The organism is Phaeobacter inhibens DSM 16374 (assembly GCF_000473105.1).
Classification (GTDB): domain Bacteria; phylum Pseudomonadota; class Alphaproteobacteria; order Rhodobacterales; family Rhodobacteraceae; genus Phaeobacter; species Phaeobacter inhibens.
On record NZ_AXBB01000006.1, the window covers coordinates 54,963 to 80,111 of the forward strand.

A 25,149-nucleotide genomic window follows, 5' to 3' on the forward strand; every position below is an offset into this window, starting at 1 on the left:
TTCAAGTGGGAATGCCTGGGCGTTGCGCGTTTGAAGAAAGCGTGAGCCGGGCAATGAACTGGGACATCGAAGCACCAAATGTGGTTACGGAAGCACGTTTCCGCGAACTCGTGGAAAGCGGCTATAGCGCTGAAATCCTGTGCCAGGAGTCGGCACACAAGAAGGGCCCCAGCTACTATGGGGTCTGGATCATGCGCGTCGTCTCTGACGAAGGCGTGGAGAAGCTGCTGGTCACGGCCCGTACCCGCACGACCTATAACGACATCAAAATCCGCGAGTTCAAGACCATCACGGGCGTGGTGTCTTTCCTCGTCGGGATCGGCTTCTCCCATGCCGATGTCCCGCTCGAAGACGGCCAGCGGACAACGCACAAGCTGGCTGCGACCGACAAAGGCGGCAGCAAGTAGCCTTCTTCTTTCCTGGTTCCTGACGGGTCCCGCAACTGCCCAGATGGTACTGGTCATGGAGAGCGATGGCTCTCTGACCCCGTCCCGCTCCCAAGAGAGCTTTGCGCGCAACTACAATGACGGCATCGGACAGGGGTCCGCTGCTGATGAGTTGGCGATCCTCGGTGAGACTGACCTTGGGCCAGACGAAATCCAGATGGCTGCCCTATCGCGGCCTGCTCCCCTACCCCGCGCCGATGTCCTCGCTTCCATCGAGGCCACCGCGCTTCGTTACGCCGGGCATCCCGGGCTGCGCCGCACAGAACTGTCGGTTCGCGATTGGCTGACCCTCTTTCGCGCCAATATCGAGGTCGAAAGCGCCTACCAGCAGGATGCGGTCTCGAGTGCAGGCGCCATTGGCCTTGGGCAACTTATGCCTGCCACTGCCCGTGATCTTGGCGTTGATCCGCGTGACCCGCTGCAGAACCTCGACGGGTCCGCCCGCTACCTCGCGATGATGTTGGACACGTTCGGCGATCCGCGTCTTGCGCTCGCAGCCTACAACGCCGGACCCGATGCGGTCCGCCAGTACGGCGGCATTCCCCCCTACCGCGAAACCCAAAACCACGTGACCCGTGTCATGGCCGTCGTGGCCCGATTGGAAGGATCAAATTCATGATGTCCCAACCTTTTTGGAAGTCATTCCTCAAAATACTTATCGGCAATGTCACGAGAGCGCGCAGCGCGGCAGTGCATTGGCGATCCCGTTTCTTCCAAACAAGTTGGATTTCAAACCTCTTTGTCGCCTCACTGGCGCTATTCCTGCTCATTGCCGAGCCCGCCCTTGCCCAAAGCATCGATCTCTCCCCGATCCAAAGCTTATTGCAGGGCATTGTCGATGCTCTGACCGGCCCGCTTGGTGTTGTCATCGCGACGCTTGCCGTTCTCGGGGTCTTTCTCAGTTGGTTCTTCAACATCATCGATCTGCGCCAGGCGCTCTGGGTCCTCGTGGGCATCGCTGGTGTTGCCGCCGCCCCCACCATCGTTGCCGCGGTTTTCGCCGGTGGCTGAGCGCTCGCCTCTCTTTCTCGGCCTCGTGCGCCCGCCGAAGCTTCTGGGCCTGCCCATCATGTATGCGATGGTCTGGCTCTTTGGCTCGGTGCTCTTGTTCGTCTGGGTCCAGCACATCGCGGTGCTGGGTGTGGCCACCCTGCTCTATCCGGTGCTTTGGAAGGCCGCAGATTGGGATCCTCGTTTCATCGACGTGATGATGACGGCCCTGCAGGAGACACCGCCCACGCGCAACAGGTCCATTCATGGCGGGGACAGCTATGCCCCGTGATGAACCTCGCACCGAGCCGCTCGACCTCCGCACGATGACGCCAGACTGGTATGAGCGCGAGACCCGCCTCGCGCATATGCTGCCCTATGTGAGCCTCGTTGACGACCAGACCGTGCGGACACGGGTGAACGAACTCTTCCGCTGCATCCGGCTCGAGGGGATCAACAGTTACACGACGGATGATGCCTATCTCGACAAGGTGACGGCGCTCTTTGCCCGCATCGTCGCGCAGCTCGGGCCGGAATTCAGCTATTACGTCCACAAGGTCTCCAAGGCCATCAAACCTGATCTCGACCCGATTCGTGAGGACAGCTTCGCAGGCGAGGTTGACCGGCGCTGGCGCGTGAAACTCGAGACCAGCGGGCTGCGCGACAAGACGCTGACGCTCACCGTCATTCACCGCCCACCCCCCAAAAGCGTCCTGCCCTTTCTGAACCGCAGCGCGCCGGCTCGTCTCAAGGAGGCGACGCAGAAGCGCCTGCGTCGCCTTGGCGAGGCCGTGAGCGTGTTCGTGTCAGGCCTGACCGAGTTGAACCCGCGCGTGCTGACTTCCGAAAGCGGTGAGTTGATCGGCTTCCTGGGTGCCCTCAACACCGGCCAGGAATTGCCGCTCTATCCTGCCAATAACTACGGCTTCCTGTCCTTCAACGTGGCCAACACCCGCGTGACGTTTCACGGCGATCACTTCGAGCTTTCCGAAGGCGTCGTGGGCCATCGCTTTGGGAAGAGTTTCACCATAGGGGAATATTCCGAGGCCACCTCCTGCACCATGTTCGACATGCTGAACCTGCCCGTCGACATGATCGTCACGCATTCCTTCACACCGATTAATTCGAACCTCATGGCCGGTCGCATCAAGCGGCAAAAGCGCCAGATGCAGGCTTCGCAGGACGCGGCCCTGTCGCTCATGGAAGCGCTCGACATTGCTGCCGATGATCTCGAGGCCAAGCGCCAAAGCTTCGGCGAGCACCATATGGTCGTGACCATCTTCTGCGACACGCTGGACGAATTGCAGACGCTGAGCGCCGAGATCGTGAATGCCGCCGCCGCCGAAGGGGTGAAGATGATCGGCGAGCGGGTTGCGGCCAAGGCGCATTACCTGAGCCAGCATCCCGGCAACCAACCGAAGCGCGTCCGTGCCAGTGCGATCACCAATCGTAATTTCGCGGATTTCGCGGCGTTTCATCGGACCCAGCTCGGCAAACCGGCGGAGAAAACCCCATGGGGCCGGGTCGTCACTTATTTACCCACGCCCGAGCAGAGCGCCTACCGATTTTCCTATCACGAGCAAGGCTCGCCCGACAAAGAACCGACCAGCGGCCATACCCTGATCATGGGGCGGCCCGGGTCCGGCAAATCGGTGCTTTCGGCCTTCCTGATGACCCAGGCTCGTCGCGCGGGCGCCCGGGTCTTCGTCTTCGATTACCGTCTTGGTATGGAGATGGCGGTCCGCGCGAATGGCGGGCGCTACGCGTCCCTGAACGCCGGTCAGCCCACGGGCCTCAACCCGCTCTGGACAGAGACCGATGCCCGCGGCACCGCCTGGCTCTCGGACTGGCTTGCCACCCTGCTCTACCGCGCTGACAAGCCCCTGACGCCCGCACAGACCAACCGCATCCAGGAAGTCGTGCGCCAGAATGCCCAGGCCTCCAATCCGGCCCTGCGGAACTGGCGGGATTTCGCGTCGCTTTTTGTGTCCACCGATGATGGCGGCGATCTGCACCAGCGCCTGCTCGAGTGGTCTGAGGACGGCCGCTACGGCTGGATCTTCGGGCAGAGCTTCGAGGACACGTTCTCGCTCAAGGGCGATGTCGTGGGCTTCGATCTGACCGGCATTCTCGACAGCGAGGCCGACAAGGAACGGATGGCGGTCCTGTCCTATCTGTTCCGCCGGGTCGAGCGCGAGATCGAGGACCGCCGTCCCACCATCATCGTGATCGACGAGGCCTGGAAGGCGCTCGACAACGCATATTTCGCCGAACGGTTGTCGAACTGGCTCGTGACTGCGCGCAAGCAGAACACCGTCGCGGTGATGATGACGCAATATGCCAGCCAGCTTGAGCGCACCCGGACCGGCAAGACCATCGTCGAAGCCGTTCCGACGCAGATCCTGCTCCCGAACATCCGCGCCCATGCCGCCGACTACGCGATGCTGAACCTCTATGAGAAGGAACTCGATGTGCTTCTCAACACCGGCAGCGACAGCCGCCTTGCTCTCATCCGCGACGATCAGGGATCCATCGTCGTCGATGCCGATCTGAGCGCCCTCGGGCCCAATCTCACCATCCTCGGCGGCATGGAAAAAGGCGAAGCGCTCGTCGGCGCCGATTACCGCGACCGCCCTGATTTCTGGAGGCTTTCATGACCCGTATATGGCGTTTCGAGAATACAACAAAAAATCATGCATCGTTTTTCGCGTTCAAGCGCAGCGAGAGGCAGCGAACAAACGATTCAAGACAATCTCGAAACGCCAAACTGTTGTTGTTCTTTTCTGCGCTTGGTGTGTTGGCCTCCTGCGCCCAGTACCAGGAGCCACAGGCCAACTGCTTTACCTTCCTCGCCTCGACTGCACCCACAGCACCTGATTGCACCTTCACGCCCCTTGGCGCGCCGGAGGGCGGCATTGAAGTCTAAACTGCCCCATATCCTCGTGCTTTGCCTGCTGCCCGGCATCGCCTTTTCCCAAGGCGTGCCAACCAACGATAGCGGGCTGACCGCGCGCGATATCGTCGAGACCGGCGATCGCGAGGCCGACCTTGCGATCCAGGCCGACAAGCTGTCCGTGCGCGAGCACATCGCCGAAATCGAACGGGAGCAACTCGCAACCCTGCAGCGCATCCTCGATGCCCAAACCAGCTTCGGCGGTCAGGGCCTACCCGCGATGTTTTCAGGGCTGGAAAACGGAAGCGGCGATCCAACCCGTTCCGTCGAAGCGGTCTACGGCAATGCCGACATCGACCCCAATCCCGGCGGCGCACAGATGTTCGGGGATGCTTCCGAGACCATCGAGCAGCTCATCATCCGCGTGGCCCAGGAAACCAGCGGGTTTGCGGGCGTAGGGCGCGCCGGCCTCTCCCCGGTCCAATGGCGGGCCCTGCTGCAGGCGCTCATCTGGCAGGAAAGCCGCTTCACCATCGGCGCGCGCTCGCCCGTCGGCGCATTCGGCCTCACCCAGATCATGCCCGGTACGGCCAGCGATCTCGGCATCAACCCGGAATACTACGACAGCCCCTACCTGCAGGTGCATGGCGGCGCACGCTATCTCGCCACTCAACTCAATACCTTCGATGGCAATATCATCAACGCCCTCGCGGCCTATAATGCCGGACCCGGCCGGGTCTTTGAATATGGCGGTGTCCCGCCCTTTGCCGAGACCCAGCACTACGTCCAGGTCATTCCTGAACGCTACAATCTCTATCTGAGCCGCATCGGTGGGATCGAAGCACTCGGCACAATCGATCCGGCGCTTCTGGCCAATGCCAACCTCTCCATCACCGGGCACGGCGCCGCGGTCTATGGCAACAACGCGCCCGCCGCGATCCAACAGGCCGCCTTGCGTATTGCGGACATCGTCGAGCGGATTTCCGAAACCGAAGACGTGCAGGAAAGTATCGCGCTCAACACCTATGCCCGCGCCGAACTCGTGCGCCTCGTCGCAGCCCGCATCCGGCTACAGGCGGCGCGCACCCGCGTTCTTTCCGCCGAGGAATTGGCTCAGGCCAGCGCCCGTATGGCCGAAGGCGCCTTCATGGAATTCACGATCAGGGAGATAGACTGATGAGAGATTTGCTCGTGAGAACGGCTTTGGCCACAACGCTTGGCATTGGCTTGCAATTCAGCGCTCTACCCCCTGTCGCAGCACAAGGCGTGCCCGTCGTCGATACCCAGAACATCGCGCAAAACATCCAGCAACTCCGGCAGATGATCGAGGACGAGATCCTGCAAAACGAGCAGCTGACGCAGCTCCGCGAACAGCTTGCGACACTCACGGACCAACTTGGCGAATTGCAACGAACCTATGAGGCGCTCACCCGTCTTGCCGAACTGCCGGAGATCATCCGCACGGAAATGGAAGACGAGCTGAACGGCCTGCTTGATCAGGAGTTCGGCGACATTCTCGCCACCATCGAAGCCATCAAGACGGGGGATTTCTCGGGCCTGTCCGGTTCCGGCGCGGGCGAAATCGAAACCCAGATGGACCGGGTGCTGGCCGATCTTGGATTTGACGACGATACGCTTTCGGAAATGGCCACCAGCGGCAATCCCGGAGCCAATCGCGTGGCCACACAAGCCACGACTGGCGCGTTGGTCTCAGCCGCGGCCCAGAACAGCTACGAGGATGCCGGCCAGTCGCTGGAACGCGTCGACCGCCTTGTCGGGCTGATCGATGACATGGATGAACTCAAGGAAAGCATCGATCTCAACACGCGCGTGACAGCTGAATTGGCCATCGCCCTCGTGGCCATGTGGCAGCTCGAAGCCGTGCAAACGGTGGGCGACGGCACCGGAGGCGTGATCGATGCCGCCACCATCGCCGAGGAGCAGCGCTTCATGGATTTCACCCTGCCGAACCTGCGCGCAGACTGACTTGAGGTGTGACGCGTGGCGAGTGAACAGGAAATCATCGAAGAAGAGCTGGTCTATGGCGCGCTGCGCCGCGAACGGCTCTGGCAACGCCTTGGGCTCATCGGCCTCATCTTCGGCATTCTCGGATGCCTGAGCGCGGCGGCTGTCGCGATCCTCGATGTCGATCCGCCGCCTGTAGTCGTGCCCTATGATCCGGCCACCGGCTTCGCGCTGCCCGAGGCTTCGGTGGGCGCGACGTCTGTCACAGCCAACCAGGCCATCATCGAAGCGGAGGTCTTCCGCTATGTGACCGACCGCGAGGTTTACAACCAGCTCGACAACGATCTCCGCATCCGCAGCGTCCTGCGCCGCTCGGACGCGGCGGCCGAGAGCGGGTTACGCCAGATCTGGAACAGCGCCAATGAGAACTACCCGCCGACCGTCTATGGCCCCAATGCCCGGCTCGACGTGGAAATCCTCAGCATCAACCGGATCGGCACAAACCGCGCCACCGTGCGCCTGCGCAAGCGCCTGACATCCCTCAATGGTGTCCAGACAGGCCTCTTCACCGCCACGCTTCTCTTCGAGTTCCGCCCCGAGACCCGCCGCTCCATAGATGAGGTCTGGACCAACCCCTTCGGCTTCACGGTCCTCGAATATTCCATCCGCTCCGACAGATTGGAGAACTGACGTTGTTGTTCACAAGATCGCTTGTTCTTGTCATTGCTCTGTTGCCCGGCCTCGCCTCTGCCGAAGCCATCCCGCGTGGCGGTCCCAACGACAGCCGGGTGCGCTTGGCCACCTACCAGGAGGGTCAGGTCTATCGTCTCAATGTCTCGCTCACGCATGTGACCACGGTTGAGTTCGGCGAAGGCGAAAGCATCCGTTCGATCATCGCTGGCGACACGGAAGGCTTCGAGATCGACGGCGTGCCCGGCGGTCAGGCCTTCGCGATCAAGCCCGTCGCACGCGGCGTCCATACCAATGTGACCGTCTATACGAACCGGCGGAGCTACTATTTCAACGTCCAGGAATCCCGCAGCCCAACCTTCTACGTGGTGCAGTTCCGCTATCCTGATGACGCTGCGCGCCCGACCCGGGCCATCGCGGCACAAGCGCCAAACTACAATTACGGTGCCAGCGCGCGCACCGACTTCACGCCGACCCGCGCCTGGGATGACGGAACCTTCACGTATTTCGAATTTCCGCGGAACGCGCCGGTGCCTGCGATCTTCAGATACGCGAATGGCCGAGAACGGACGGTCAACACCCAAGCCTCCGAGGATAGCGTGATCCGGGTCTCGGGGGTGAACAGGCAATGGGTGCTGCGGATCGGAGACGAGGTGGTCTGCATCGAGGCCACACCGCCTGCGGGGGTAGGCTCATGAGCGACACCGGAAACGCAGACCTTGAAAAACGCCTCGCCGCCCTCGAGCAAGGCAAAGGCGCGAGCTCACCCCCTGCCCCACGGCGCTCACCACTGCTCGCATTGGTCGTCGTCCTCGTAATTGGCGCGGGCGGTGCATTGCTCTATCTCGTGTCCCAACCCGAGGAAGAGGAGGCCCTGCCCACGGCCACGCCGGACGTGTTCCAAAACGAGGGCGACGGCTTTGGCGCCATCGAAACCCTGCCCCCACCCGAACCCGAGGTGGTGCTGGTTGCGCCAGAACCGGTGGAACCCAACGCCGAGCTCCTCGCCCAGCTCGCAGCCCTTCAGGCCCAGATCGAGGAGTTGCGCAACGCCCCTGAACCGGTCGTCGAGGAAGACACCGCCGCCGCAGAGGCGATCGACGCGCTGACCGCCCAGATCGCGGCGCTGCAGTCTGCCTCGGAAGCCGCACAGCAGCAGTTTCGCGATGAGCTCACAGCGCGCGACCGCGAGTTGGAGCAACTCCGCATGGATCTCGAGCTGGCCCAGCTCGAAGCCAACCGCCCCCTGCCCGCACCCATTGGGCCCACCGAGGACGAGTTGCGGGCGCGGGAAGAAGAACGGCTCCGCCGCGAGGAGGAAGCAAGGCGACTCGCGGAACTTGAACGCCGCGCGGCCGAGGAACGGGCATTTCAGGAGCGCCGCATCACTTCGCCCACCATAGCCTTTGGTGGCACCTCCGGTGCGAATGAGACGGCTTTAACCGAGCGGACTTTTGGGGAAGTGACGGATTTCGTGTTGAACGGCGCGCTGCCCACGTCGGTGACGCAGGCCGAAGTCATCGCCAATCCCTCCAACACCATCATCCAGGGCACAATGATCCAGGCCGTCATGGAAACCGCTCTCGACAGCTCCCTGCCCGGCCAGACCCGGGCCGTTGTTTCCGAAGACGTGTTCAGTTTCGATGGCTCCCGCCTTCTGATCCCGCGCGGGTCCCGCCTGATCGGGCGTTATCGCTCAGGTGTCGATATCTCGCAGCGCCGCGTCACGATTGCCTGGGACCGGATCATCTTGCCCGCGGGCCAGACCGTCCAGATCAGTTCATTCGGGGGTGACGAACTGGGCCGCTCCGGCGTCACCGGCTTTGTCGATACACGCTTCGATGAGCGTTTCGGCTCGGCGGCGCTGATTTCGTTGATATCCGCAGCCGCAAGCGCCGCTGCAGCAAACGTGCAAGACGAAACCGCCGCGGATGTGCTGGAAGACGTGGGCGATGATCTGGCAGATGCGACGGACAGCGTCATCGGCGACTACCTCTCCATCGGTCCGGTCATCTATGTCGACCAGGGCGCGCGCGTCACGGTCATGGTCGACCGCGATCTGGAGATCTTCTGAACCCATGTCGCTGAGTTATCTCCAGACCTCGCTCGACCGGATCGACGCCGCCGCCCGCGACGATGTCATCGAGATCTGCATCAACCCCGACGGCACCTGTTGGGGAGAATTCCAGGGCGATCACTTCATGCGAAAACTGGACCAGGGGTTGACTGCAACAGAAGTCAAAGACCTCGGCAACCAGATCGCCTCTTCCGCCAACACCACGATGAGCAAAGACCGCCCGATCGTTTCGGTCTCGATCACCTACAAGGGGCGACCGATCAGGGCTCAAGTCATCACCCCGCCCGCCGTGCTCTCCGCCATGTCGATCAGCCTGCGGTTCTTCTCTAGCCTGCCTCTCGACGGGATCGCACTTGATTTCCTCTATGGCAAGGAGCGCAAACTTGAAGAGCTCCGTCTCGAGAAAACCCACGAACTGCGCGAAGTGGTGGCGGCGGGCGTGATCGATGATGCCCTTGCCTTCTGCGTCGAGAACAAGCTCAACATGATCGTTTCGGGCGGCACCTCGACCGGCAAGACCGTGGCCGCGCGCAAGATCCTGTCTCATGTGCCTGCCGAAGAACGCATCGTTACCATCGAGGAAGCCGCCGAACTTCTGCCGACCCAGCCCAATGCCGTGACCCTCATCGCCAATCGTGATGCGGAGTTCCAGACTGCCGATGTGTTGCTGACCGCCACCCTCCGCATGCGCCCGGACCGTATCATCCTGGGCGAGGTGCGCGGCAAGGAGGCCATGACCTTTCTGGAAGCCATCAACACGGGCCATGGCGGGTCCATGACCACGCTGCACGCAGAAACCCCGCAACTCGCCGTGCAGCGGCTCGCGATCGCGGCACTCAAGACCGAAATCCCGATGACCTATGCCGACATGATCCAATACATCGAGAACTCCATCGACGTGATCATCCAGGCCGGTCGCCACGACGGCAAGCGCGGCATCACCGAATTCTACCTCCCCGGCGCCAATGAGATCGGAGCTTCCCAATGAAGACCTTTGAATATGACATCCTGTTTTTCCAGGTGAAGAAGCAAAAGGACTACGACGCGATGCGAAGCGCTTTGAATGAGCGCGGAGCTGAGGGGTGGGAAGTCATTACAGCTGAAGCCGGTGACTACGGCTATACCACATTCTTGAAGCGAGAATCTGTGGCGGCGAAGGCGGCTTCAGAATGATGCGGTTCGTTGCGGCAGCAGGATTGCTCGTCGTTCTTTGCGCAACCGCTGGAGTCGCTGAACGGAATCTGATCCCAACGCTCGACAACCAGCCGGATGTCTGCCCAGACCAGCCTCCCGAGCCACAGTGGATGCAAGACATCGATGTACGCGAGTCCCACAAACGGCTTCTGGTTCAACAGATTTATCGGGCTCAGAGCATGCAACGCATCGTTGAAGCCCAAAGCTGTGAATGTCCTACGCGGTATCCGTCATGGAAGGCAGCTGAAGGCGTCTTCGTCGAGCATTTCGCCGCATCTGACTACTGGGACATCGTGGAAGCGACGTCAGATTACCGACGGCAGGCAAACGAGCTTCGGCGCGAAGCCATGCCAATCTGCGAAGCCGCTGGAAACTGGTAGGGCTTTATGAGTGTCGTCACCTACTTCGTGGAAACGGCTGAAGGCTATCTGAATACCGCTGCCGAGACGCAATTCGGCGCGGTCGCCGCAACAGTCGGAGCGATACTGGTACTCGGTACCACGCTCGTTGTCATTCTGGTTTTCATCAACACGATCTACCAGTATCGCGCCATGGACGGGCGCACGGCCTTTTGGCTCGCCGTGAAAGTCGGGCTGATAGGTGTCTTTGCAACCAACTGGGTTCAGTTCAACATCGTTTCCGCGGCGATCCTGAATGGGATCGACAGCATTGCAGGATCGCTTGTGGCCTCTGTCGGCGGCGGATCACCCGGCCCGTCTGGCACCTTCGCAGAGGAGTTCGATGACCTGATCGCAGCGCTCGGGGACTACTTGAATGCTGCGGGGTCTGAACTGAACTGGATGGCCGGTGCCCTATTGGACACCCTTGGGGTTTTGCTGCTCTCGATCCTCGGTGGCTTGGCGGCGTTCATCGTCGTCGCGTCCAGGCTGATGATCGCGCTTCTGATAGGGATTGCTCCGGTCATGATCTTCCTGACCCTTTTTGAAGTGACCAAGGATTATTTCGCGCGTTGGCTTTCGGCGCTGATTTCCTTTGCGATGTACCCCATCGTTGTTGCCGGTGTGTTCGCAACGATCACGGGTGTCTCGCGGGCGCTACTTGCTGAGCTGGGCGACCCGGAAGGCGCCTCCAACATCGGCGCGCTCATCCCCTTCTTCATGATGGTGCTGATGGCAAAGGGGTTCATCATAGCAACGCCCTTCCTGGTTCGAGCGATTTCTGGAAACATCATGATGCCAGCGCTCTCAGCTGGATTCGGTGGCAGCTATGCCTTTGCCCGAGGGCTTGCAGGAAGCCAACAAGTCTACAACCGGTACGCCATCGGTGGTGCGACTGGCGCGGAATACGCAGCTCTGCGGGCGCGACAATTCTTTGGTGTGCAAGCGTTGCCAAGCCGACCCAATACTGCGGGCGGGGCAACCGCATCTCCTGCCGGCGACGGGACCGGCACAGGAGCTCGAATGCTGGCACAGCTTTCTAGGTTGGGGAGATTGGGCCGTCGATAAATGGCCCAAGCAAACTTCGAACCCGCAAGCCCTGTCATGCTTCTTCGTCCCAGAATCCACTTATTGGACTACTACGGGCCGAATCCGCAGAACGCGAATAGCTACACATAAATATGAAATAAGGGGTTGATTTTTTAATCAGGCACTCCTATCTCTTGCTCATCAAGAGGAGCAAGTCGATGCAAGTTACAAACCACATGGATTACAGAATGAATCAGCGCGGCATCAACAAGCAGATGGTAGACCTAGCGTTGGAGCATGGCGTTTTTGACGGCGACAAAATCGTGTTACGCCGCAAGGACTGCGACGAAGTCGCGGCCGAACTTCGCCAAACGCTGAAGCTCCTTGAGCGGGCCAAGTGCAAAGGCGGGATAACAGTCGTCGTTGCGGGCGACTGTCAGATTACGACATACAACACGGGCAGTTTCGCACGTCCGGCGTCAAAAAAATAAGGGGCTGAAAGTGACCAAACCCAATCAAAGACAAGCCCTTTCGGCCGTGCGCCAGATTCCTGGCATTCAGCATGCAGCCCGTATTGTGGCCTTCTACGGCGCATCTCGCTTGGATCCTGAGAAATCGATGCCCTCCCCAAATGATTTGGAAGCCGCGAGTCAGCATGCAGGCGGGAGAGTTCTTGAAGAAGCCACTCAGGCACTTCTTGAGCTTTCGCCGAAGGCACGTCTGACCGCGATTGACGAATTGATGGCATCTAATCATGGGCGCCACGAGCAATGGCTGCCCAAGGCCCCAGCAAAGCGCTTTGCAGAATTTTTCGATAACGCGAGTTCCGTACGCTGCTCGTTCGAGGCCTCCCTCCACACAGCACTGTTACTGGCAATGCAAGGCAAGGCAGTGCTCTTCGTAGCGCAAAATAAGGACATTTGTAACTTTGCACAAAGCCTCGCCGTTCTCTTGGAGTGCAAATTGCAGGTCCAATTCGCCGATCCTCTCGCACGTACAGATACCACCAAATTTGAAGCAGAAGTGGCCTTTCCTCCTTTCGGATCCAAGCCCATGAACACCGGCCAGATTCCGCGACGCACACTTGCGATATTGGACGCGGAAGAGGGAAAAAAGCGCCTAACCGAAGATGTGCTCGCTCTCGCCGATGCGCTAGCACAGTCGACCGGCCAAACCATCCTTTGTGTGCCAGATGGGCTAATGTATCGAGGCGTTGGCGTTGAGCCCCTAGCGCGCGAAGCGCTCGTTGCATCCGGTCGCTTGAAAGGCGTCCTCGCGGTTCCTGGCGGCATGATTTTCCCAAACACAATGATGGACACCGATGTTTTGGTTCTCACCTCTTCCAACATGGATGGTTCCAAGGTCAGAATGCTCGATCTTTCTCATCCAAGCTTCTCAGGAAGGACAGTTAGGGGTCGCCCTGAAATATTGCCCGGTACGAACTGGGCCCGCTACTTGGAGGAAAGCACCGCAAACGATGAAACCTTCGCCAAGGACGTCTCACTCGAGGAGATCAAAGAGAAAGACTTCATCCTGAGCATCAACCGGTATCTGCTCCCGCCAGCGGCAGTCGCGCTGGAAGGCTTTCTGGAGCGCTCGCGCACGATTGAGTTGCAAGATGCGGTCGAACTGATCCGCCCTCTAAGTCTGGGCAAAGCAGAAGATGGCGAATTCACTATCTTCGAAGCATCGCCCGCCGATGTGAGCCAGCACGGCCTCCTGACACAACCGCACAAAATATCGACGCTAGAACGTGCGCAAATGCGCAAGGCTCGAAACCAACGGTTGCTTCCTGGCGATGTCATCTTGTCCGTGAAAGGTACGATCGGCACGGCAGGCCTCGTCCCCGCCGATGCGCCGACAAGTGACGAGGATGGGTTTTGGACGGCAGGTCAATCCTTCATGATCTTGCGCCCAAAACACGGGGGAGTTTCCGGTGTGGTTCTCTACGAGTACCTGGCAAATCCAACGGTTGTTGAAGCGCTGCGCACACTTGCTGGCGGTTCAGCGATACAATCCATCGCTATCAAAGATCTGAAGGCCTTCCGAGTTCCAATCCCCTCCGAAGAAGAAGCTGAACGTGCAGAACTCACATTCAAGCGGAGGCAAGAGCGGCATGCTCAGATCGAGGAAATCATGGCCGAGATCGAAGCCGAGCGAACAAGCTCCTGGCCGAGCAGAGAGCTGAACCTAGAGAAACCCTGACCTCCCGCTTTCAACCCTGACCAATTCATTTTCGCGCCAAGCGTGCAGCACCCAATCAGAACGAGACCTGAACCTTGAACACACAGACATCAACCACAGCAAAAGCCAACAACACCCACACGTCGCTCGCGGACTTCATTTGGAAGAATGCGGATGACCTCTGGGGCAACTTCAAACACGTCGATTTCGGCAAGATCATCCTGCCGTTCACGCTTCTCCGCCGCCTTGAATGCGTCCTCGAGCCTACTCGGGAAGAAGCTGCCAAAATGCACAAGATGGCTGTTGAAAATGGGCTCGATGTCGATGTCATCCTTCGTCAGGCAACCGGCTACCCGTTTTACAACACGTCAAGCTACAGCCTGGAAACACTGGGGTCTGGCCGCACCCGGCAGAACCTTGAGGACTACATCGCGAAGTTCTCCGGCAATGCCCGCGTGATCTTCGAACAGTTCGATTTCATCAACACGATCAGCCAGATGGATAAGAAGGGCGTTCTCTACAAGATCTGCCAAAACTTCGCCGCCATCGACCTGCACCCCGACGCCGTTCCAGAGCGGACCATGTCCAACGTTTATGAACACCTGATCCGCCGCTTCGGGGCCGAGGTGAACGAAGCGGCCGAGGATTTCATGACGCCCCGAGACGTGGTCCACCTGGGCATCGAGCTATTGCTCGAACCGGATGACCAGATGTTCATCGACAACCCCGGCATCATCCGCACGCTCTATGACCCGACGATCGGCACCGGCGGCTTTGTCTCGGACGGGATGGAGCACGTTCAGTCGTTGCAGGATCGCTATGGCACCGCCCCGACTCTTGTTCCCTACGGCCAGGAACTGGAATCCGAAACCCACGCTGTCTGTTTGGCGAGCATGCTTCTGAAGACGCTCAAGTCCGATCCCGGCCGCGATCTGTCCCAGAACATCAAGCTTGGGAGCACTCTCTCGGCTGACAAATTCCGCCACGACAAATTCCACTACTGCGTCTCCAACCCGCCGTTCGGCAAAAAGTGGGAGTTGGACCAGGCCGAAGTCGTGCGCGAACACCGCGACCAGAAATTCGAGGGGCGCTTTGGCCCCAAACTGCCGCGTGTCAGTGACGGCTCGATGCTGTTCCTGTTGCACCTGCTCAGCAAGCTTGAAGACCCAGCAAAGGGCGGCGGGCGCGCGGCGATCGTGCTGTCGGGCTCTCCCCTCTTCAACGGCAACGCTGGTCAGGGTGAATCTGAAATCCGCCGCCACCTGCTGGAACAAGACGTGGTCGAGGCCATCATCGCCCTGCCGACCGAGATTTTCTTCCGCACCGGCATCGGCACCTACATCTGGGTTCTGTCCAACCGCAAGCCTGCTGACCGGCGCGGCAAGGTTCAACTGATCGACGCGACCGAGATGTTTGAACCGCTCCGCAAGAGCGAGGGCAACAAGCGCCGCAAGATTGGAGAGGATCAAATCCGCGATATCGTGCAGCTCTATGCCGACTTCGAGCCCACGAAGAAAAGCCTCATCCTCGACGCGCAGGACTTCGGCTATCGCCGCATCAAGGTGCTGCGCCCGCTGCGCCACAAGATCGTTGTGTCGGACGCAGGGATTGAGGCGCTGGCTGAACACAAGGCGTGGGAAAAGCGCACGGATGATCAGCGGCAGGGATGGCGCAAGTTGTTGGCGGAGCATGCAGGCACCGACCATGACTGGCACTGGATCGACAGCTTTGCCAAGGCGGCGGCAAAGAAGGACGCGAACCTCGGGAAAGCCGACGCGGCGCTGATCAAGGCGTTTCAAAAGGCCTTTGGCGTGCGGGATGAAGATCTGGACCCGGTCAAGGACAAGAAAGGGAACCTGATCCCCGACGATGACCTGACGGATTATGAGAACGTGCCCATGGGCACCGATATCCATGACTACCTCGCGACCGAGGTCACGCCCCACGCCCATGACGCCTATATCGACGAAACCTATGTGGATGAAAGCGATGGCGAAATTGGGATCGTAGGCTACGAGATCAACTTCAACCGCTATTTTTATGAATACGTGCCGCCTCGCGATCTGGGCGACATCGATGAAGACTTGAAGGCAATCGAGGCCTCGATTGCGGAAGTTTTGGCCGAGGTGACGGAATGAGCTTAGAGGTTATCAACGGCCACAAAGCCGTAATCAATGGCGTCCCGAGCGATTGGACCCAATCAAGAATGCGGGACGCGGTTGGTAGCTATCAACTTGAAAAAAACGAGGACCCAGAGCCGGTTGTTTTGTCTTTGACGAAACAAGGGGTTCGAGTGAAGACCGACTTGAGCTTCGGCAAATCGACCGACAGCTACATAGGGCATCAGATAGTTGAACAGGGTCAATTTGTCTTTACGCCACGCGACTTTGACGCTACGCCCATTCTTTGTGGCCTGAGCCCGACGAAAGGCTGCATAAGCAACCTCTACATTGTTTTCGACGTCGCTGAGCGGATGGATCCTCGGTTCCTAGAGTACTATTTCTGGGGCCTCAAATACGGATATGACTACTTCGCAAAACTTAGCCATGGCATGCGCTATTCCTTCAACCGGGAACAGTTCGAGCGAATTCCTTTGGTTTATCCCGAAAAGCGCCAGCAAACAGCTATCGCCGACTACCTTGACCGCGAAACCGGGCGGATAGATGGGTTGATTGCAAAAAAGACGCGCTTCATCGCTCTGCTCAAGGAAAAGCGCGCGGCCGTCATCAGCCTCGCAGTCACGAAAGGCATTGACCCATCAGCGCAGATGAAGCCGTCTGGGGTAGACTGGATAGGAGACATTCCACAGACTTGGCGCTCAACAAAGCTGGGTTATCTTGGCCGTTCCGCGAATGGTATCAATATCGGCGGCGATGCTTTCGGTAAGGGCCATCCCTTCGTGAGCTATGGAGACGTCTATAAAAATCGCCAATTGCCAGAGACTGTAAGCGGGTTGGTGGAATCTACGCGGGCTGACCGTGTCTCATACTCTATCAAGAAGGGCGATATTCTTTTCACTCGTACTTCAGAAACGATTGATGAAATAGCATTTCCCAGTGTTTGCCTGAAGACTATTCCAGATGCCGTATTTGCCGGTTTTCTTATCCGCTTCAGACCTTACGAAGGTATGTTGGATGGCCTTTTCTCCAAATATGCATTTCAAAGTTCGAGCATACGACACTACTTTGGAAAAGAAATGAAATTGGTAACTCGCGCGTCTTTGAGTCAAGGACTACTCCAAAGTCTGCCGGTACCGCTGCCTCCAATTGAGGAGCAAAGACGTATCGGCGCTTATCTAGAGCGTCAAAATGATCGCTTTGAGGCTTTGATGCAAAACACACAAGAAACAATAGAACTTTTGAAAGAACGGCGCGCGGCGCTCATTACGGCGGCGGTGACTGGTAAGATTGATGTGAGGGCCGCAGCATGAGCGATTTGCACCACGAAAAACACCTTGAGGCCTATATCGTCAAGAAGCTGACGGAACAGGGCTGGCTGCTTGGCGAGACCAAAGGCTTTGACCAGGATACCGCCGTCTACACCGAAGATTTGGAGGCCTGGATCCAAGAGACCCAAGGACCGAAATGGGACAAGCTCGTCGCGCTGAACGGCGAACGCGCCCGCGAAACGCTTCTATCCCGCCTAGATGCCGCCTTGGCAAAACAAGGCACCATTCAGGTTCTGCGCCGTGGCTTTTCTATCGCGGGCTGCGGTCAGATCGACATGTCCGAGGCCGCGCCCGAAGATCAGCGCAACGAGACGATCATCGCACGCTATGCCGCCAACCGGCTGCGCGTTGTCCCCCAGCTGAAGTATCATCCCGGCCGCGAGCTGGCGATCGACCTGGGCCTCTTCATCAACGGGCTGCCTGTGGCCACAGTCGAGCTCAAGACCGACTTCACCCAATCCGCCGAAAGCGCGCGCGAACAATACAAGCGTGACCGCCTGCCCGAGGATCCAGCCACCGGGCGCAAACACCCGCTGCTGACGTTTAAACGCGGTGCCATCGTGCATTTCGCGATGTCCGATAGCGAGATTTGGATGGCCACGAAACTGGCGGGCGAGAACACCTATTTCCTGCCCTTCAACCGTGGCCATGACGGCAAAGGCGGCAACCCGCCCCGTGACGACGGCGAATACCCCGTTGCCTATTTCTGGGAAGAGATTTGTCAGCCCGATGCCTTCCTGCGGATCTTCCACAGCTTTGTCTATGTCGAGAAGAAGGATGTGGTGGACCTGAAGGGCAATTGGTCGGTCAAGGAAACGCTAATCTTCCCGCGTTTTCATCAACACTACGCCGTCAACAAGATGATCGCGGATGCCAAGGAGAAAGGCCCTGGGCACGCTTACCTTTGCGAACATAGTGCGGGATCGGGCAAGACATCGACGATTGCCTGGACTGCCCACGACCTGACCAAGCTGCGCCACGATGACGGCAAGGCCGTCTTTGACACCGTAATCATCGTGACGGACCGGACTGTGCTGGATGGCCAGCTGCAAGACGCTGTTCAGCAGATCGACCACCGCAAGGGCATGATCGCTGCCATTGACCGCGAAACAAGCTCCAAGACGAAAACGGCTCAGTTGACGGAAGCCATGCTGAAGGGCGTGCCGATTATCGTGGTGACGCTGCAGACATTCCCGCATGCGATGGAAGCGATCCTGACGGAAACCTCGTTGAAGGATCGTAGCTTTGCCGTGATCATCGATGAGGCGCATACGTCGCAAACCGGCAGCACGGCGTCGAAGCTGCAGGCGACCCTCGCGCTTTCGTCGGCCAAAGACACCGCGAACATGACGGTCGAAGAGCTTTTGACCGAGATCCAGAAAAGCCGCGCCCGGCCGAAGAACCTGTCCCATTTCGCGTTCACTGCGACACCGAAACACTCGACCTTAATGTTGTTCGGACGGCCGCAGGGCACGTCCCGCCCGGCAGGTCCGGAAAACCTTCCGCGCGCGTTCCACAAATACGAGATGCGCCAGGCCATTGATGAGGGGTTCATCCTCGACGTGCTCAAGGGCTACGTCTCATACAAGACCGCCTTCAATCTGGGAAAAGAACTGGAAGACAAAAAGCGCGTCGACGGCAAGGCGGCCAAGCGGGCGCTTGCCAAATGGATGAGCCTGCACCCCACGAACGTCACCCAGAAGGTGCAGTTCATTATGGAGCACTTCCGGCACAACGTTTCGCCTCTCCTTGACGGAAAGGCGAAGGCAATGGTTGTGACGAGCTCACGTGCGGCGGCTGTCCGCTACAAGAAGGCCTTCGATGCTTTTGTCATTGCGAACCCCCAGTACAAACACGTTCGCGCGCTGGTCGCTTTCTCGGGAAAGCTCAGCGGCAAGGATGTCATGCATTCCGATGACGCGCAGATTTCAGGCGATCTGTTCGTTTGTGACGACGATGCCGAATTCACTGAAAGCAACATGAATACGGGCGTCGAGGTCAAGGACCTGCGGATCGCATTTGATAGGCCGGAATTTAGAGTGATGTTGGTCGCCAATAAGTTCCAGACGGGCTTCGACCAGCCGAAGCTCGTTGCTATGTATGTCGACAAGAAGATCGCGAATGAAGTCGAAATCGTTCAAACGCTATCGCGCCTCAATCGCACTTTCCCAGGCAAGGAAGAAACCTTCGTCATCGATTTCGTAAACGACCCGGAAGCGATCCGAGCGGCCTTCAAAAAATACGATTCCGGCGCGCAAATCACCGAGGTTCAAGACCCAAATGTCATCTACGACATGAAGGATACGCTTGACGAACAGGGCATCTACTCGGACGAAGACATTGAAGCGTTCAAGGTCGCGCGCTTCGAAACCGCCAAGACCTTCGACACCGGCGAAGAAGACCACCACAAGGCGATGTTTGCTGCCACCCAACGACCGACCGACCTGTTCAACGCTCGCCTCAAAGCGCTCCGCGAAGAGGCCGCTCGGTGCGAAGTTGAATTCCTGAAGGCAACCGAGGCAGGAGACGATGCCTCGGCGAAAAAGGCCGAGCATGAAAGGATGCAAGTAGAAGAGAGCATCGGTCGGATGCTGGAGTTCAAGTCGGGATTGGCTAGGTTTTCCAGGACCTACACATACATCGCGCAATTGCTGGATCTTGGGGATCCCAGCATGGAGAATTTTGCCGCTTTCACAAAACTTCTGGCAAACCGCCTCAATGGCGTTCCTCCCGAGCACGTAGATCTCAGAGGCATTTCTCTGACGGGATACGACATTAAAAAGAACGATGACCAGGGCAACAACGGTGATGACCCAGATCCAAACTTGAAGCCCTCTGGACCGGGCGGTTCAAATGCGCCCGGTAAGCTTCCTGTCTACCTCCAGGAGCTGATCGAACGATTGAACGGTATCTTTGGCGAAGCCGCTCCGATCAAAGACCAAGCAAGCTTCGTAAACCAAATCGTTTCGATTACCCGTGGAAACAGCATCGTAAGAGCGCAAGTTGAGGAAAACTCTAAAGACCAAGCGTTGAAAGGAAGCCTTCCCGGCGCGGTTCAAGGCGCGGTGGTGCGTGCCATGAGTTCGAACAACGCTTTGGCCACGCATCTTCTCAAGGAAGACAAACAAGGCCTCGGCATCCTTACGAACCTTATTTACGATCTGATCAAAGCGGGGAAAGATATCGACCTTGGAGAGCTCGACGATGTCTAAATCGAGCGCTTTTAGCGCCGAATGGCCCCCAAAAGCATGCGCCAAGGAAAGCGAGCACTGTGCGACCAGCTCGTTATGGCGATGCACCGTCTTGCATGCCACCTCCACCTGCAATCAATTAGAGGCGGCACTATGAGGTTTTGGCCTGGCAAACCCAATATACATGCCTTGGGAATGCAAAAATATCTGCGCGAATTGTCGGGTGTTATTTGGCGAGAACAGAACAACGCCTACAGAGAAGGGTTAAATCTTCAGGAAGAAACGATAACTGAGTGTCTGCTGCTGCAAATGGCACGTGACCTCCCGAAGGCTGGGTTCCGAGTTAGACTATTTACCCGAGAACGCGAGAAAGATACCGGTGCAGACTGGGTTTGGTTCTTTAAACAAGGGTCGTGCCGCATTGGTTTCCGGGTTCAGGCCAAGAAGCTGTATAGGCGGCATGATCGAAGGCTCGGAAGAACCAACCAGTTGATGCCGGGGCGGTACGATGGACATGTGCTGAAGAAGGGTCAGACGAAAACTCTGATCAAGCGCGCGGGGCCAAATAATCCCATCTACGTTTTCTACAACCACGATCATGGACCTGTCGCGGTTTGATGCCGCTCCTTTGATAGCATTTACTGCACCAAAGGAGATGAACTATGGGACTAAAACGGACGGACGAATTTCGCCAAGATGCGGTGCGGATTGCGTTAACCAGCGGGCTAACGCGTAAGCAGGTGGCGGATGATCTTGGCGTCGGTATGTCGACGCTGAACAAATGGATCACCGCGCACAGAGATACAGACGTGGTGTCGAAAGAAGATTTGAGCCTTGCTCAAGAGAATGACCGGCTTAGGCGTGAGAACCGCATTCTCAAGGAGGAGCGGGACATCCTAAAAAAAGCAACGCAGTTCTTCGCGAGCCAAAAGCCATGAGGTTTAGGTTCATCGAAGAACACCGGGATGCGTTTCCGGCAGCGCGCCTGTGTCAGGTTATGGATGTCAGCCTGCGCGGTTTGCGTGCGTTCCGCAGTCGGCCAGCCAGCCGCAGACAGCGATCTGACCTGGTCACGCTGGCGCATATCAAAGAACAGTCGCGTCTCAGTTTAGGCAGTTATGGCAGGCCGCGTATGACCGAAGAGCTGAAGGAGATCGGCTTGGATGTTGGCCATCGCCGTGTGGGCAGATTGATGCGTCAGAACGGCATATCTGTTGTTCGGACCCGCAAACACAAGGTGACCACTGACAGCGATCATAAGCTCAATATAGCACCCAACCTGCTGGATCGTGACTTCAACGCTGATAAACAAAACCAGAAATGGGCGGGTGACATCAGCTATGTCTGGACGCGCGAAGGCTGGTTGTATTTGGCTGTTATCCTGGACCTACATTCCAGGCGGGTAATCGGTTGGGCCGTTAGCAACCGCATGAAACGCGACTTGGCAATCCGAGCGTTGAACATGGCCATCGCGTTCCGGCAACCGCCCAAGGACTGCATCCACCACACCGATCGCGGATCGCAATATTGTTCTCATGATTATCAGAAGATCCTGCGCCAGCACGGCTTTAAGGTGTCCATGAGCGGCAAGGGTAATTGTTACGACAATGCTGCCGTCGAAACCTTCTTTAAGACGATCAAGGCGGAGCTGATCTGGCGGCATCCTTGGGAGACACGGCGGAAGGCTGAGATGGCAATCTTCGAATACATCAACGGGTTCTACAATCCACGACGCCGTCACTCAGCACTGGGCTGGATAAGCCCGGTCGCTTTCGAACGGAAGGTGGCTTAAACGAGCACTTGGAGCGGCACGAAAGCGTGACAAGACCAATCCTTTTCGCCCTCCATGAAGGCTTGAGTCTCGGATGAATTGCTGCTGGCGCTGCGCTTTTCGATGTAGAGATGACCATCCTCGGCCTTCAGAGGTCGGATCGACCTTCCGGTCACTTCGGCCACGGCATCGTCGCCAAACGCCCAGAGGATCTGATCGAGCGCCGAAGGGATCGGGGCCAGCGTCATCAACTCCATCATGGCCGCATCTCGTAGGGCGAGCGCCTCGCGCGAGACAACGAGCGCGCCGATCTCGTCCCTGAGCGGCTCGGCCACCAAATTGCCGTCGATCTCAACCAGCTTTTGCGCGTGGATCGGGAAGGCCTGTTCGAGGTAGCCCAGAACATAGTCGCGCGGCGTCAAGGCACCCTCGACGAGCTCGTCGTCGGAATCCATCGTCTCAAGCCGGCGTTTCAGCAGGCTCTCGCCTGTCGAGACCACCTGGATAACGCAAGCCTTGCCGGCTGCCAGGTCGTCCTCGATGGCGCGGATGATGGTCGGGGCCTTCATGCCCATCAGCAGATGGTTGAAAAAGCGCTGCTTGGTGCTTTCAAATCGGGACTTGGCCGAGGCGCGTGCCGCCGAGGCATTGGTCTCGCCCGAGGCATCGTTGACGCCGGTCGCAGTCAACGCCGCCTCGAGATTGTGATGGATGGTGCGGAAGGCTCCCGCATAGGCGTCGTAGATCTCGATCTGCGCCGGGGTGAGCGCGTGTTCGAGCACGTCATACTCCACCCCATCAAAGCTGAGGGCGCGGGCCGTGTAGAGCCCGAGCGTCTTGAGATCACGGGCGACTACCTCCATTGCAGCAACGCCGCCGGCTTCCATGGCCGAGACGAAACTCTCGCGGCTCGGGAAGGGGTATTCGGGGCCTTGTCCCCAGAGACCGAGACGCGCGGCATAGGCGAGGTTGTGCACGCTCGTGGCCCCCGTGGCCGAGATGTAGAAGACGCGAGCGCGGGGTGCTGCCAGTTGCAGCCGCAGGCCAGCAAGGCCCTGCTGGGAGGGTTTGACCCCCCTGCCCTGCTCGGACCCGGCCGCGTTCTGCATGGCATGGGCCTCATCAAAGGCCAGTACGCCTTCAAAGTCTTCGCCCATCCAGTCGAGGATCTGGCTCAGTCGCGTGGTGCCGCATTTGCCCGCGGACCGCAGCGTGGCGTAGGTCACGAAGAGGATACCGTCGCCCATCGGGATGGCCTGGTCCGGTTTCCATTTGGAGAGCGGCTGAATGTCGGCTGGCGAGCCGCCGAGATCGGTCCAGTCGCGTATCGCGTACTCGATGAGCGTCGCGTATTTGGAGACCCAGATCGCCTTCCTGCGCCCGGCCAGCCAGTTCACGAGAATGAGCCCTGCGCATTCGCGCCCCTTGCCGCAACCGGTGCCGTCGCCGAGGAAATACCCGAGACGATAGGCACGTGCGTGCGCGTTATCATCGGCGCGCGTCAGCTTGGTCTGGTCGTCATCAATGGTGAACCTACCGGGCAGGTCGCGCCCATGGGCCTCATGCGCCATGATGATGGTCTCGAGCTGCGCCTCGGAGAGATGTCCCTCCTCGATCAACCGGGCGGGCAGGCGCAGTTCTGCACTGCCCGTGCCTGAGGGCATGGGCGGTGCCACAGAGGCCATGGCGATGCTCTCGACCAGCGGCGTGGGATGTTCCTGCGCGCCCGCGATCTCGATCCGTTGCGGGCGGTAGCGCGCATAGATGTCCGAGACGGGCGTGTTGTCGCGGGGGACATTGAAGCTTGTGAAGCTGAGCGGGATGGCAGCATTGGCGCGGGGTTTGGAGGCGGCGACTGTGGCAACTGGGCGCTTGCGCGTGACAGGTACTGGACCGACCGATCGCGCATGAGGGTTTATCGCCTCCCCTTGGGCGGAACGCGCCTCCGGCCGGGTCGCGGCCACGGCGTCGACATATGCCAAAGCATCGTCCAGACCCCGCACCGTGGCGCGGATCATCTCGCCGCCCTCCTGCACTTTGTCGAAGATCATGAGCTGGGTTTCGACAAAAGTGCCGAGCTTGCGATAAACCTGCCCCGGCATCGTCAACACTAGTCGCGGCGTAAGGGGGCCGCAGGCGCGGCATCGCGTTCGGGCGTGAAGCCGAGCGGCATGATCGCAACCAGCCGCCCACCGGGTGCCAGGCGCTTCGCGGCCGCGATGAGATGTTTGGCGGCGATGTGCTTGTCGCGGGATCGGTCGACCGAAGAGGCGAAGGGCGGGTTCATCACCACGACATCGGGCAGGACCGGTGTCTGCAGCAGATCGTCGATATGTTCGCCGTCATGGCCCGTCACCTCGCCGCCGAAGACCACGCGCAGGAGGCGCTGGCGCAAAGGGTCGATCTCGTTGAGCAGAAACGTGGCACCGGCCCGGGCGGCGAACGCGGCCAGGGCACCGGTGCCAGCCGAGGGTTCCAGCACGGTCTCGCCCTCGCGGATCGCAGCCGCCCGCACGGCCAAGGCGGCAAATGGCAGTGGCGTGGAAAACTGCTGCAACCGGATCTGCTGCTCGGAGCGGCGGGTTTCCGTCAGCAGCCGTGAGGCAAGCAGTTTTGCGGCGAAGTAATCATCCTCACTGCTGTCGCCACGTAGCAGCGCCTGCACAGCCGCCGCCTGCATCATGTCATAGGCCTTCCGCCAGTCCCAGGCGCCTCCGGCATCGCTGCCATGAAACACCTCGCGCATGATGCGCGCGAGCGCTGAGCTGCGTAGGGGCTGGTGGTCGATCTCCGCGCCGACTTGCGCCAGCGCAGAGGCGAGATGACCGTCGGAGGTTGAGAGAGCCGGGCTTGCCGGATTGGGCTTGGACATG

General features: G+C 59.1%; 22 protein-coding genes and 1 pseudogene. 22 read left to right on the forward strand and 1 reads right to left on the reverse strand.

Annotated features, from left to right (window positions below; all coding sequences use genetic code 11):
• Positions 1-53: 53 nt before the first annotated feature.
• The 22 genes from INHI_RS0102825 to INHI_RS0102935 all read left to right on the forward strand — a co-directional run bounded on the left by INHI_RS0102825 (position 54) and on the right by INHI_RS0102935 (position 22,297).
• Positions 54-407, forward strand: coding sequence for a hypothetical protein (locus INHI_RS0102825; protein ID WP_027246637.1), 354 nt, complete (start codon positions 54-56; stop codon positions 405-407).
• A gap of 43 nt (positions 408-450) precedes the next feature.
• A complete protein-coding gene (locus INHI_RS0102830) occupies positions 451-1,065 on the forward strand; it encodes a lytic transglycosylase domain-containing protein (RefSeq protein WP_027246638.1) in 615 nt (204 codons plus the stop codon).
• A 107-nt stretch (positions 1,066-1,172) separates the two neighbouring features.
• A complete protein-coding gene (locus tag INHI_RS0102835; RefSeq protein WP_027246639.1) occupies positions 1,173-1,457 on the forward strand; it encodes a TrbC/VirB2 family protein in 285 nt (94 codons plus the stop codon).
• The gene (locus INHI_RS0102840; protein WP_027238604.1) at positions 1,450-1,728 is read left to right on the forward strand and encodes a VirB3 family type IV secretion system protein; all 279 of its coding nucleotides are present in this window, start codon (positions 1,450-1,452) and stop codon (positions 1,726-1,728) included. The genes INHI_RS0102835 and INHI_RS0102840 overlap by 8 nt, the downstream gene beginning before the upstream one ends.
• Entirely contained in the window at positions 1,718-4,093 is a 2,376-nt protein-coding gene (locus tag INHI_RS0102845; RefSeq protein ID WP_027246640.1) for a VirB4 family type IV secretion/conjugal transfer ATPase, read from the forward strand. Before INHI_RS0102840 ends, INHI_RS0102845 begins: the two co-directional genes overlap by 11 nt.
• On the forward strand, positions 4,090-4,362 hold the full coding sequence (locus tag INHI_RS20270; RefSeq protein WP_036766822.1) for a hypothetical protein: 273 nt from the start codon (positions 4,090-4,092) through the stop codon (positions 4,360-4,362). The genes INHI_RS0102845 and INHI_RS20270 overlap by 4 nt, the downstream gene beginning before the upstream one ends.
• Positions 4,352-5,506, forward strand: a complete 1,155-nt coding sequence (locus tag INHI_RS0102855; RefSeq protein ID WP_027246641.1) for a lytic transglycosylase domain-containing protein — start codon at positions 4,352-4,354, stop codon at positions 5,504-5,506. The genes INHI_RS20270 and INHI_RS0102855 overlap by 11 nt, the downstream gene beginning before the upstream one ends.
• Positions 5,506-6,315, forward strand: a complete 810-nt coding sequence (locus INHI_RS0102860) for a type IV secretion system protein (protein ID WP_027246642.1) — start codon at positions 5,506-5,508, stop codon at positions 6,313-6,315. Before INHI_RS0102855 ends, INHI_RS0102860 begins: the two co-directional genes overlap by 1 nt.
• A gap of 15 nt (positions 6,316-6,330) precedes the next feature.
• Positions 6,331-6,984, forward strand: a complete 654-nt coding sequence (locus tag INHI_RS0102865) for a VirB8 family type IV secretion system protein (RefSeq protein WP_027246643.1) — start codon at positions 6,331-6,333, stop codon at positions 6,982-6,984.
• A gap of 2 nt (positions 6,985-6,986) precedes the next feature.
• Positions 6,987-7,682: a TrbG/VirB9 family P-type conjugative transfer protein gene (locus tag INHI_RS0102870; RefSeq protein WP_027246644.1), complete on the forward strand. Its 696-nt coding sequence runs from the start codon at positions 6,987-6,989 to the stop codon at positions 7,680-7,682.
• Entirely contained in the window at positions 7,679-9,058 is a 1,380-nt protein-coding gene (locus INHI_RS0102875) for a TraB/TrbI/VirB10 family type IV secretion system protein (protein ID WP_027246645.1), read from the forward strand. Before INHI_RS0102870 ends, INHI_RS0102875 begins: the two co-directional genes overlap by 4 nt.
• Positions 9,059-9,062: 4 nt before the next feature.
• The gene (locus INHI_RS0102880; RefSeq protein ID WP_027246646.1) at positions 9,063-10,049 is read left to right on the forward strand and encodes an ATPase, T2SS/T4P/T4SS family; all 987 of its coding nucleotides are present in this window, start codon (positions 9,063-9,065) and stop codon (positions 10,047-10,049) included.
• Positions 10,046-10,234 (forward strand): hypothetical protein, encoded by a 189-nt coding sequence (locus INHI_RS0102885; RefSeq protein WP_027246647.1) that lies wholly within the window; start codon positions 10,046-10,048, stop codon positions 10,232-10,234. The genes INHI_RS0102880 and INHI_RS0102885 overlap by 4 nt, the downstream gene beginning before the upstream one ends.
• Positions 10,231-10,635 carry a hypothetical protein gene (locus tag INHI_RS0102890; protein ID WP_027246648.1) on the forward strand — a complete coding sequence of 135 codons (405 nt, stop codon included), beginning with the start codon at positions 10,231-10,233 and terminating at the stop codon, positions 10,633-10,635. The genes INHI_RS0102885 and INHI_RS0102890 overlap by 4 nt, the downstream gene beginning before the upstream one ends.
• Positions 10,636-10,641: 6 nt before the next feature.
• Complete coding sequence (locus INHI_RS0102895) at positions 10,642-11,721, forward strand: TrbL/VirB6 family protein (RefSeq protein WP_027246649.1); 1,080 nt, start codon at positions 10,642-10,644, stop codon at positions 11,719-11,721.
• A 179-nt stretch (positions 11,722-11,900) separates the two neighbouring features.
• Positions 11,901-12,173, forward strand: coding sequence for a hypothetical protein (locus INHI_RS0102900; protein ID WP_027246650.1), 273 nt, complete (start codon positions 11,901-11,903; stop codon positions 12,171-12,173).
• Positions 12,174-12,183: 10 nt separating this feature from the next.
• Positions 12,184-13,887, forward strand: a complete 1,704-nt coding sequence (locus tag INHI_RS0102905) for an N-6 DNA methylase (RefSeq protein WP_155805546.1) — start codon at positions 12,184-12,186, stop codon at positions 13,885-13,887.
• Between the two features lie 74 nt (positions 13,888-13,961).
• Positions 13,962-16,004 carry a type I restriction-modification system subunit M gene (locus INHI_RS0102910; RefSeq protein WP_027246652.1) on the forward strand — a complete coding sequence of 681 codons (2,043 nt, stop codon included), beginning with the start codon at positions 13,962-13,964 and terminating at the stop codon, positions 16,002-16,004.
• Positions 16,001-17,296 carry a restriction endonuclease subunit S gene (locus INHI_RS21240; RefSeq protein ID WP_211233561.1) on the forward strand — a complete coding sequence of 432 codons (1,296 nt, stop codon included), beginning with the start codon at positions 16,001-16,003 and terminating at the stop codon, positions 17,294-17,296. Before INHI_RS0102910 ends, INHI_RS21240 begins: the two co-directional genes overlap by 4 nt.
• On the forward strand, positions 17,293-20,526 hold the full coding sequence (locus INHI_RS0102920; protein ID WP_027246654.1) for a type I restriction endonuclease subunit R: 3,234 nt from the start codon (positions 17,293-17,295) through the stop codon (positions 20,524-20,526). Before INHI_RS21240 ends, INHI_RS0102920 begins: the two co-directional genes overlap by 4 nt.
• 174 nt (positions 20,527-20,700) lie before the next feature.
• The gene (locus INHI_RS0102925) at positions 20,701-21,123 is read left to right on the forward strand and encodes a DUF6615 family protein (RefSeq protein WP_155805549.1); all 423 of its coding nucleotides are present in this window, start codon (positions 20,701-20,703) and stop codon (positions 21,121-21,123) included.
• Between the two features lie 44 nt (positions 21,124-21,167).
• Positions 21,168-22,297, forward strand: a protein-coding gene (locus tag INHI_RS0102935) for an IS3 family transposase (protein WP_155805531.1) whose coding sequence is annotated in 2 segments (ribosomal slippage) — positions 21,168-21,402 and positions 21,402-22,297 — 1,131 coding nt in all. Because the reading frame shifts where the segments join, the coding sequence is not laid out codon by codon here.
• A gap of 38 nt (positions 22,298-22,335) precedes the next feature.
• On the opposite strand, the pseudogene INHI_RS20280 reads toward INHI_RS0102935, so the two are convergent.
• Positions 22,336-25,148: pseudogene (locus tag INHI_RS20280) on the reverse strand (strawberry notch-like NTP hydrolase domain-containing protein); the annotation flags it as partial.
• Position 25,149: the final 1 nt, after the last annotated feature.